Source organism: Amycolatopsis sp. NPDC047767 (genome assembly GCF_040704195.1).
Taxonomy (GTDB): domain Bacteria; phylum Actinomycetota; class Actinomycetes; order Mycobacteriales; family Pseudonocardiaceae; genus Amycolatopsis.
Genome location: NZ_JBEYSJ010000008.1, coordinates 65,866 through 72,079, shown reverse-complemented (window position 1 = coordinate 72,079; position 6,214 = coordinate 65,866). Strand labels below are relative to the sequence as shown.

Annotated in this window: 4 protein-coding genes; 3 read left to right on the top strand and 1 reads right to left on the bottom strand. The window is 73.1% G+C overall.

Annotated features, from left to right (window positions below; all coding sequences use genetic code 11):
* Nucleotides 1-1,676: 1,676 nt before the first annotated feature.
* Nucleotides 1,677-2,999, top strand: a complete 1,323-nt coding sequence (locus AB0878_RS16755; protein ID WP_366580692.1) for a hypothetical protein — start codon at nt 1,677-1,679, stop codon at nt 2,997-2,999.
* A gap of 3 nt (nt 3,000-3,002) precedes the next feature.
* On the opposite strand, the gene AB0878_RS16750 is transcribed toward AB0878_RS16755, so the two are convergent.
* Entirely contained in the window at nt 3,003-4,340 is a 1,338-nt protein-coding gene (locus AB0878_RS16750; RefSeq protein ID WP_366580690.1) for a PLP-dependent aminotransferase family protein, read from the bottom strand.
* 126 nt (nt 4,341-4,466) lie between these two features.
* Between AB0878_RS16750 and AB0878_RS16745 the strand changes: the two genes are divergently transcribed.
* Both AB0878_RS16745 and AB0878_RS16740 read left to right on the top strand, forming a co-directional pair.
* On the top strand, nt 4,467-5,294 hold the full coding sequence (locus AB0878_RS16745) for an ABC transporter ATP-binding protein (protein WP_366580689.1): 828 nt from the start codon (nt 4,467-4,469) through the stop codon (nt 5,292-5,294).
* 234 nt (nt 5,295-5,528) lie between these two features.
* The gene (locus AB0878_RS16740; RefSeq protein ID WP_366580687.1) at nt 5,529-6,185 is read left to right on the top strand and encodes an O-methyltransferase; all 657 of its coding nucleotides are present in this window, start codon (nt 5,529-5,531) and stop codon (nt 6,183-6,185) included.
* Nucleotides 6,186-6,214 lie beyond the last annotated feature (29 nt).

Sequence of the window (6,214 nt, the reverse complement as noted above, 5' to 3'; positions counted from 1 at the left end):
CTCACCTCGCGGCGGCGAGCCGCTCGGTCGCCGCCACGGCAGTCCGCCCGGTCCCCACCTCCGGTGACCTCACCGAACCCTCCTGTACTTCTGCCTCGGCCTCGCCGAGATGCGCGAAACCGCCCTTGAGCCGGTGCCGGCATCTCACCTCGCGGCGGCGAGCCGCTCGGTCGCCGCCACGGCAGTCCGCCCGGTCCCCACCTCCGGTGACCTCACCGAACCCTCCTGTACTTCTGCCCCAGCCCCGCCGAGGCGCGCGAAACCGCCCTTCAGCCAGCGTCGGGGTCCCGCCCCGCGGCGGCGAGCCCCTGCGGTGTCGCGATGGCAGTCCGCCCGGTCCCCACCACCCGTGACCTCACCCAACCCTCCTGTACTTCAGCCCCAGCCCCACCGAGACGTGCGAAACCGCCCTTGAGCCGATGCCGGCATCTCGCCCCGTAGCGGCGAGCCGCCGGCCCGCCGAGACGCGCGAGGCCGTCCTTGGGCCAGCGTCGGGGTCTCGCCCTGGGGGCTGCCGGGGGAGCTTGGCGAGCCGCTCGGTCGCCGCCACGATGGAGCGTCCGGTCTCCACTGCGTTCGCCTTCACCGAACTCTCCTGTGTTTCTGTCTCAACTCCATCGAGGCGCGCGAAACCGCGTTTGAACCGGTGTTGGGGTCTCGCCCTGCGGCTGCCCTGCAGGCTTGGCGAGCCGCTCGGTCGTCGCCGCGGTGGAGCGCCCGGGCACACCACCGGTGGACTCACCGAACCCTCCGGTGTTTCTGCCTCGGCCCCGCCGAGGCGCGCGAGATCGCCTCGCCCCGTGCTTGCTTGTCAGAGCTTGGCCGGCCGCCTGGTCGCCACCGATCCCTCCCCCCGCCTCGATCCGGCAGTGCAGGCCGGGCGTTTCACCGAGCCGCCTTCGCGCCGGCCAGACCTTCGGCCCTCCTTGCCCCGCAACGAAGTTCGAGGCCGAGAACCTCGCGCGATGCCGGAAGCCCCGCCGGAAGCCCTGCGCGCTGCCGCGACTGCCTGCACCGACCTCACGCGCCGCCACCGCCGCCCGGCTACGCTGGCTCCGCCGGGCCCAGGCGACCACTGAAGCCCGGCCCTGACGCAACCACAGCGCGAGATCGCGCAGGTGTGGGGATCGAGCGGTGCGATCGGCCGCCGGGCCGATCAGACCGCTCGATCCCCACACCGGCTCAAAGGCGATCTCGCCGCCCCGGCGAAGCCGGGGCAGACAACACAGCCGCGGTGAAAGGACACGAAGTGGACGTCGCCGAGGCCTGCGCCGAGGGCGTCCGCCGGCGGCGGGTCGCGCTGCGGTGGAGCGCGCACGCCGCGTGGGTGCTCGTGCTCGCGGTGGCGACGGAGCTGCGCGTGGGCCGGTTCGGGTTCCACCCGTCGGACCAGGGCTTCATCCTCGCGCAGGCGTGGCGGGTGCTGCAGGGCGAGGTGCCGCACGCCGACATCATCTCCGCGCGGCCGCTCGGGTCGGCGATCCTGCACGTGGTCGACTTCGCGCTGCCCGGGCCGCTGCTCTTCGCGTCGAGCTGCCTGGCGATGGTGCAGATCGCGCTGACGACGATCGCGTTCGCCGTGCTCGTGACGCGGCGGCCGGTGCTGTCGTGGGGGCCCGGCCTGACGGCACTGGGTCGCGGCGGCGGCCCTGCTGAACCTCAACGGTTTCCCGCTCATGGCGTGGCACACCGTCGACGGGATCACGCTCACCGCGTGCGGCGCGTGGGCCCTGGATTCGGGGCTGCGCAAGGGAAATCCGTACGCACGGCTCGGCGGGCTGGCATTGCTGGGCGCGGCGGTGTTCGTGAAGCAGAGCTTCGTCCTCGCCGCGGTGATCGGGCTGGTCTGGACCTTGTGCTACCCGAACCGGCTGCGGCGCCTGCCGGCCGACGTGCCGGCGCTCGGCGCGTTCGGGATCGCCTACGTGGCTTGGGTGAGCCTCGGCGGCGGCTTCGGCGACATGGTCGGCCAGCTGACCGGTGGCGTCCCCGCGTACGGCGAACGCCTGCTCGGCCTGTGGCTGGACGACCCGCAGGTGCTGCTGCGCCCGCCGGTGCGGGAGCTCACGTTCTTCGCCGCGATCGCTGTGGTGCTACTGGTGCTCCGGCTCGCCGGCGAACGGCTCGGCGCGGCCGGGCGCGTGGCGTCGTGGCTGCTCGCGTTCGGCGGCGCGGCCGCGGTGGTGTGGACGGTGGTCGACGGACGGTTCACGGCTTCGTCGCGCTGGGCCGACGTGCTGTGGTGGATCCTCGCCGTCGCCGTCGTGGTTCACGCGACCGTACGGCGCAAGATTTCCTGGGCCGCGCTGCTCGTGCTCGCGACGGGCTTCATGACCAGCCTCTCCTGGGGCAACGACACCCCGACGCTGCTCACCGGCTCGCTCGCGCTCACGGCGTTGCTGCTGCTGGGTTTCGTGCTGCCGGACCTCGCGCCGGTGCTGCGCCGCACGTGGCTGACCACGACGGCGGGGCTGGCCGCGGTGGCGGTGTGCGGCTGGGCGGTCGTGGCGCACCACGACGAAGCCGCGTACCTCGACCTGTCGCACGACCAGCTCACCGCCGACCTCGGCACGGTCAGCCCGGCGCTGCGCGGCATCCGCACGAATCCCTCGACCTACACCTACGTCGCCCAGATCCGCGACTGCCTCCGGCGCTACCCGGCTTCGCGCGTCGCGGTGCTGCCCGACAACCCGTTCGCCTACCCGGTTTTCGGCCTGCGCAACCCGTTTCCGCTGGAGTGGCCGCTGCCGTTGGAGATCGTCGGTGACGCGCCGCAGCGCATGCTCGCCACCGCGGCGGACCTCGATCGTGAGGGCGACTACCTGGTGCTGTTCGAGACCGTGCCGAGCAAGACGCTGGCTCAGGGCGGGCCGGTGCCCGCGCAGGTCGCGGCCGATGCCGCGATCGTCGACTACCTGGGCCTGGAGAACGCGTTGCGCGCGCGGCTGACCGGACAACCGGTGGCGTGCGGGAGTTTCGTCGGCAAGTGGGCGCGCTGAGGTTCAGTCCAGCAGCGTGTCGTCGGGCGAGCCGGCCGCCAGCGTCGCGAGGACCTCGAGCGCGGCCGCGAGGGTTTCCTTGGGGGGCGCGGAAACCGCGAGCCGCACGGCGTTCGGGGCGTGACCCGGCAGCACCGCGAACGAGGCCGCCGGCGACAACGCGATGCCGTGCCGGGCGGCCGCAGCCACGAACGTCTCCGCACGCCACTGCTCCGGCAGCTCCCACCAGCGGTGGTACGCCGCCGGATCGCCGACGACCGCGAACCCGGCGAGACGCTCGTCGAGGATGGCGGCGCGTTCGGCCGCGTCGGCGCGTTTCGCGGTCTCGACCTCGGCCAGCGCGCCGCCGGTGATCCAGCGCGTGGCGGCCTCCATCGCGAACCGCGTCGAACCCCAGCCACCCGAACGGACGGCGCCCGCGAGCCGCGCGGTCCAGGCCGACGGCGCCACCACGAACCCCGCGGTGAGACCGGGCGCCACCCGTTTCGACAGGCTGTCGACGAACACCGTGCGCTCGGGCGCGAGTGCGGCCAGCGGTTCGACGTCCGGGCGCAGGAACGTGTAGATGCCGTCCTCGATCACCGGCAGGTCGAGGCGCCGCACGGTGTCCGCCAGCTCGGCGCGGCGCGTGGGCGGCATCGTCGGCCCGAGGGGGTTGTGGAGCGTCGGCTGCACGTACAACGCGCGCACGGGCGCCGCTGCGTGGGCGGCTTCGAGCGCGGCCGGGACGAGGCCGTCGGCGTCGGTTTCGATGGGCACCAGCTCGGCGCCCAGCCGCGTGGCCAGCGCTTTCACCACCGGGTAAGTCAGTGCTTCGACCGCGAGCCGCTCGCCCAGCGGGACGAACGCGGAGATCGCCGCCGCGATGCCCTGGCGGCCGTTGCCCGTCACCAGGATCGTCGCCGGGTCGGGTGTCCAGCCACCGCGGGACACCATCCCGGCCGCGGCTTCCCGCACCGCTTTCGTCCCCGCGGCGCCGACGGGGTGCAGGGCGTCGGTGAACACGTCGGCGCGAAGCAGCGGCTCCAGCGCGTACGCGAGCTTCGCGGATTGGCTCGGCAGTACGGCGAAGTTGAGCTCGAGGTCCACGCGCGCGTCGCCGGGTTCGGCGAGCGCGGGCTCGGGCGCCGGGCGCGCGGCCCGCACGAACGTGCCCCGGCCGACCTCCCCGACGGCCAGGCCGCGGCGGATCAGCTCGCCGTAGACGCGGGCGGCGGTGGAGCCGGCGATGCCGCGGTCGCGCGCGAACCGGCGTTGCGGCGGGAGGCGGTCGCCCGGCCTCAGCCGGCCCGCTTCGATGTCGGCGGCGAGCTCGTCCGCGACGACCCGGTAGTCGTCCATCGTCACCTTCGCTTACGCCGTGAACCGCAGAGAACCCCGTCCGCATGATGACACCGGCTGGTCACGTTCGGCGAATGCGACCCAGGGAACTCCCCGAATGAGGGTCACTAGGTTAGCCTAACCTGTGTGGACCAGACGATCGCGGAAGCACCGAGCCTGACCGAACCCCGTCTGCACGCCGAGGCGCTGACCCTGGCCTACGACGGGCGCACCGTCGCCGAAGACCTCGGCGTGGTCATCCCGGACAAGTCGTTCACGGTCATCGTCGGTCCCAACGCGTGCGGCAAGACCACGCTCCTGCGCGCGCTCGCGCGGATGCTCAAGCCCCGCAAGGGCTCCGTCTACCTCGACGGCTCGGTGATCTCCAGCTACGGCGCCAAGGAGGTCGCGCGCCGCCTCGGCCTGCTGCCGCAGAGCTCCGTCGCGCCCGACGGCATCACCGTCGCCGACCTCGTCTCCCGCGGCCGCTACCCCCACCAGCGCCTGCTGCGCCAGTGGTCCCGCGACGACGCCGCCGTGGTCGCCGAGTCCATGGCCGCCACCGGCGTCTCGGACCTGGCCGAGCGCCTCGTCGACGAGCTGTCCGGCGGGCAGCGCCAGCGCGTGTGGATGGCGATGGCCCTCGCCCAGCAGACCGACCTGCTGCTGCTGGACGAACCCACGACCTACCTCGACATCGCGCACCAGATGGACATCCTCGACCTCTGCGCCCAGCTGCACGCCGACCAGGGCCGCACCCTGGTCGCCGTGCTCCACGACCTCAACCACGCCGCCCGCTACGCCACCCACATGATCGCCATGCGCGACGGCCAGGTCCTCGCCACCGGCACCCCGGAGGAGGTCGTGACGGAGGACAACGTGGAGAAGATCTTCGAACTGCCGTGCCGCGTCATGCCCTGCCCCGAAACCGGCACCCCGCTGGTGATCCCGAAGGCGGGCCGGCGCGCCGCGTAGTCGTCCGGCCCGGGCGAGCAGTTCGGCGCGCCGCTTGCTCGGTGTTGTTCCTCTCGGGCCGGAGACGCGCTCTTCCGGCCGAACGATGCCGAGCACCGGCAGGCGGGCGGCTCGGGGCGGCCGGCTGAGGCCATCGCCGCGACAGGTGGCCGCCAGAGAACCGGCCGCGGCACCACCGATTTCCACGTCGCGACCACACACCCCACCCTCGGTTAGATTGGTGCCGGAGGTGCCATGACCCGCGAACTCTGGACCGCAGTCGACGACTACCTGGCCGAAGCCCTGATCCCCGCCGACCCGGTGCTCGACGCCGCCCTCGCCGAGTCGGGTGCGGCGGGCCTGCCGGCCATCGCCGTGTCGCCCACGCAGGGCAAGCTGCTTCACCTGCTGGCCCTCACCGCCGGCGCGCGCTCGATCCTCGAGATCGGCACGCTCGGCGGCTACAGCACGATCTGGCTCGCCCGCGCCCTGCCGCCCGGCGGCACACTGGTGACCTGCGAATACGAACCGAAGCACGCCGCCGTGGCGCGCGCGAACCTCGACCGCGCCGGCTTCGGGCCCGAGGTGGCCGACATCCGCGTCGGCGCCGCGCTCGACACCCTGCCCACGCTGACCGGTCCGTTCGACTTCGTCTTCATCGACGCCGACAAGGCCAACCTCGCGCCTTATGTCGCCGAAGCCGTGCGGCTGTCGCGGCCGGGCACCACGATCGTGGTCGACAACGTCGTCCGTGACGGGGCCGTGCTCGAAGCCGCCAGCACCGACCCGTCCGTGCGGGGCGTGCGCGAGATGTTCGCGGCCCTCACCGGCGACGACCGGCTCGAAGCGACTGCCATCCAGACGGTGGGCGACAAGGGTTACGACGGTTTCGTCCTCGCCCGCGTGCGCTGACCTGATCGTCCGCCGACGGCACCCGCACG